The organism is Litorivivens sp., assembly GCF_057445395.1.
On sequence record NZ_JBVBUV010000131.1, the window covers coordinates 1 to 3,963 of the forward strand.

Consider the following 3,963-nt stretch of genomic DNA (forward strand, 5'->3'; position numbering starts at 1 on the left):
TTTCAAACTGGCATTTAAGACTGCCATTGGTATGAGTTTGGTTAGTATGCTGGCGATGGAGTTTGCCATGAATTTAACCGACTATCTGCTGGTGGGAAAGGCGGCCTTGACTTGGTGGTCAATAGGCCCAAGCTTGCTGGCTGGTTTCCTGACTCCCTGGCCGTATAACTACTGGCGATTGCGTCGACACGGGAAGGCCTGTCACTAACGTGTAAATAGTAAGGTCGAGGGTTGACCTTGGCCTTACTTCAGGGTTTACATTATCTTTATCTCTGAATACGGGTATTGTTTAAGCGCATGAAGCGACACTGGATTGCGAGCCTGATGATCATACTCACCTTGCTACAGCCGGGTGGAACGGTCTTGGCTGCCATTTCCAGTAGTGATCTTGTCTCTCCCCTATCAAATGGCTCTTACACGGATTCCACAACGGACGGCGCGACAGGCTGTCACGCGGACGAAGCCAGTGATGCTGTCACGATACATTCACGCCACAGTGCACACAGTCAGACAGGAACTGATTCCGCAGAATGCTGCACGTTTGACTGCGACTGCTGTGTTGGCGGTTGCGGCACGACGATTCTCACAAGAGCCGCCACCAATAATTTCCCTCCCCGTTCGCCGATGACCGAAAACTACCATCGGAGCCCCCCCTTACCACCCAGTTTTTCCTTTCTGAAACCTCCGATTTCTGCCTGACACGGGATCAGTGCGCCCCGAATTTGCGCGCTTTGTGATTTCACCGTTTCAGATAGAAGGTAAATACTGTGTTCAATCAACTTTCACGCCGTCGGTTTGTGACCGGCGCGGCTGCTGGCACTATGCTGGCTGGTGTTAGTCTGCGTAGCGCTAACGTAGCGGCCACTCCTAACCGGAATATCCGCCCCAGTGTATTGACGGGTAGTCAGTTCGATTTAACCATTGGTTATCAGCCCGTTAACTTTACAGGTGCGGAGCGCACGGCGACAGCTATCAATGGCACTGTGCCTGCCCCCATTCTTCGCTGGAAAGAAGGCGATCGCGTCACACTGCGAGTAACCAACAATCTGTCCCACGATAGTTCTATCCACTGGCACGGCATGATTCTTCCGACCGAAATGGACGGCGTTCCTGGCTTGAGCTTCGACGGTATTAAGCCGGGTGAGACTTTTGAGTACCAGTTTGACGTAAAGCAGAACGGCACCTATTGGTACCATTCTCACTCTGGTTGGCAGGAGCAGACCGGTGTCTATGGCGCGATTGTGATCGATCCGAAAGAGTCAGACCCGGTTGACTGTGATCGAGATTACGTCGTACTGCTTTCGGACTGGTCTGACAACGATCCGGAAGACATATACGCCAACCTGAAAAAGATGAGTCATTACTACAATTTTCAGGAACGCACTGCGGGTGACCTTTGGCGAGATATTAAGGAAAAGGGAGTCGCCCAGACTTGGAGTGAGCGCAAAATGTGGAACATTATGCGCATGAGCCAGACCGATATTTCGGATGTTACTGGTTATACCTATACCTTTCTTATGAATGGTGTAACACCTGATGTCGGATGGACTGCTCTCTTTAAACCAGGTGAAAAAGTACGCTTGCGCTTTATCAATGCGGCCGCGATGACTATTTTCGACATTCGCATTCCCGGCTTGAAAATGAAGGTCGTAGCTACCGATGGGCAGAACATAGAACCTGTCAGCGTTGACGAGTTCCGAATAGGCGTTGCGGAAACCTACGACGTCGTTGTTGAGCCGGATGCCGATTCAGCCTATACGCTCTTTGCCCAAACCATTGATCGCAGTGGGTACGCGCGGGGTACGCTCACCCCCAACGCGGATTGGCAAGCCGAAGTACCTCCGATGGATCACGCGCCCTTGCTGGGGCACGCAGATATGGGAATGTCACACGATATGGGCGGCATGGATCATAGCACGCACAACATGGGTGGCATGGATCACAGTAAGCATAGCATGGGCAGGATGGATCACAGCCAACACAACATGAGTGGCATGGATCATAGTCAGCGCAGCATGGGAGGCGTTGATCACAGCAAGCACGGGATGCACGCCAAACACATGGCAGGTCAACCGGCGCCCGCTGGGTTTGGAAGTCGGGCGGAGATAAAACACGTTAAAACCGAGTTTGGCCCACACATTGATATGCGGGCACAGTCACCAAAAAGCGGGCTGCATGATCCGGGCATTGGGTTGCGTGATCACGCACAGCGTTATGGTCGTAAGGTATTGACCTACGCCGATATTCGAAACCTCTACCCTACGCTTGATAAGCGCGATCCGGAACGTGAAATCCAAATCCATCTGACGGGGAATATGTCACGCTATATGTGGTCAATGGACGGTATCAAGTTTGCTGATGCCGACCCTATACGCCTGAGATACGGCGAGCGAGTTCGTATTACGCTGGTGAATGACACCATGATGACACACCCAATACATCTTCACGGTGTTTGGAGTGAACTCGAAACCAATGAGCCAGATTATATCCCTCGCAAGCACACCATTATTGTGCAGCCGGGTTCTACAATCAGTTACCTGGTAACCGCTGACGCCATCGGTCGTTGGGCATATCACTGTCATTTGCTGTACCACATGCCGGGCATGATGCGTGAGGTTCGTATCGAGAAAGGGGTGCGCATCTAATGAAAAGACTTCAAAAGATAGCCATAGTGAGCGCGTCCTCGGTCTTTGCGACGGGAGTACAGGCGGGTGCAAATGACGACCCGTTCCTGACCTCGGGAAAGATTGATCAATTGGAGGTGCGCAGCACAGAAGGCCCTGATCCCTTGGTTCTTGAAGGGCAGTTTTGGGTGGGATATGACCTGAACAAGCTCTGGGTTAAAGCTGAGGCCGAGCACGTCGACAGCGAGTATGAGGAGTTGGAGCTTCAGGCGCTTTATAGCCGTGCTATTTCGACCTACTGGAATCTACAGGTCGGTGCCCGTAAGGATTTTGAACCGGAACCCAATCGGGATTGGGGCGTTATTGCCGTGCAGGGACTGGCACCGTATTTCTTTGAAGTTGATGCCTCTCTGTTTATTGGCGGGTCAGGGCGCACAGGACTGCGACTGTCGGCTGAGTATGAACTGATGTTCACTCAGCGGCTGGTGTTGTCACCCGAATTTGAGCTTAACGCCTATGGCCACAATGACGAAGAAACGGGTGTGGGTTCGGGACTGGCTGACGCACAGGTCGGCTTGCGTTTGCGATATGAAATTCGCCGTGAGTTCGCGCCGTATGTTGGAGTGAACTGGAATAAGAAGTACGGCAACACGGCAGATTTTGCCATTGCCGAGGGTGAGGAAATTGAAGATACCCAGCTCGTTGTCGGCTTCAGGGCCTGGTATTGAGGAGAATTTAAAACATGCTATGCAAATCACTAGCAGTAACGGTATTGGCCGTCTTGATGACTAGTGCAGCGCTCGCGCACAGTCCAGAAAAAGTACGTAGAAACGCGGAAGAGCAACGCGTTGAGCAGCAGGCGCGTTGCGATAAATTTCTCGCACGACCAGATAATGAACTAGATAAATCCAGTCCGATTATCCAAGCCATGCTCAAGCGCTGCCAGACACAGGGCGAAGATAGCGCAGAGAGAGGGGGTGATGATGATCTCGGTCATCACTGATAGAGAACGCGTTGGAGGAGCGCTGCTATGAAGACTATTAAAATAATGATTGCTCTCCTGTTGCTCGCCACAGCAGGGGTAGTCGGGTTTATTTATTCTGGCGTATATCCGGTGGCAGCAAATGAACCCCACCTGAAAATTACCTACTGGGCTTTGGGAACTCTGCGCGAACGCTCGATTGCACGTGCGGCATCTGACATCAGCGTGCCGGATCTTTCCGATCCGGAGATGCTCTTGGCAGGCGGTGCCGACTACAACGAGATGTGTGTGGGTTGCCACCTGAAGCCCGGTGTATCACAAACCGATATGACCTTGGGGCTCTACCCCCGCCCGCCG

General features: G+C 52.2%; 4 protein-coding genes and 1 pseudogene. All 5 read left to right on the plus strand.

Annotated elements, in window-relative coordinates; all coding sequences use genetic code 11:
* A partial coding sequence (locus AC222A_RS18820) for a DUF4396 domain-containing protein (protein WP_486775445.1) occupies window positions 1–208 on the plus strand: 208 nt, incomplete at its 5' end.
* A gap of 613 nt (window positions 209–821) precedes the next feature.
* Window positions 822–2,645 carry a copper resistance system multicopper oxidase gene (locus tag AC222A_RS18825; RefSeq protein ID WP_486775448.1) on the plus strand — a complete coding sequence of 608 codons (1,824 nt, stop codon included), beginning with the start codon at window positions 822–824 and terminating at the stop codon, window positions 2,643–2,645.
* Window positions 2,645–3,352, plus strand: a complete 708-nt coding sequence (locus AC222A_RS18830; protein ID WP_486775446.1) for a copper resistance protein B — start codon at window positions 2,645–2,647, stop codon at window positions 3,350–3,352. The genes AC222A_RS18825 and AC222A_RS18830 overlap by 1 nt, the downstream gene beginning before the upstream one ends.
* A gap of 14 nt (window positions 3,353–3,366) precedes the next feature.
* Window positions 3,367–3,627, plus strand: coding sequence for a hypothetical protein (locus tag AC222A_RS18835; protein WP_486775447.1), 261 nt, complete (start codon window positions 3,367–3,369; stop codon window positions 3,625–3,627).
* A gap of 27 nt (window positions 3,628–3,654) precedes the next feature.
* Window positions 3,655–3,963: pseudogene (locus AC222A_RS18840) on the plus strand (c-type cytochrome); the annotation flags it as partial.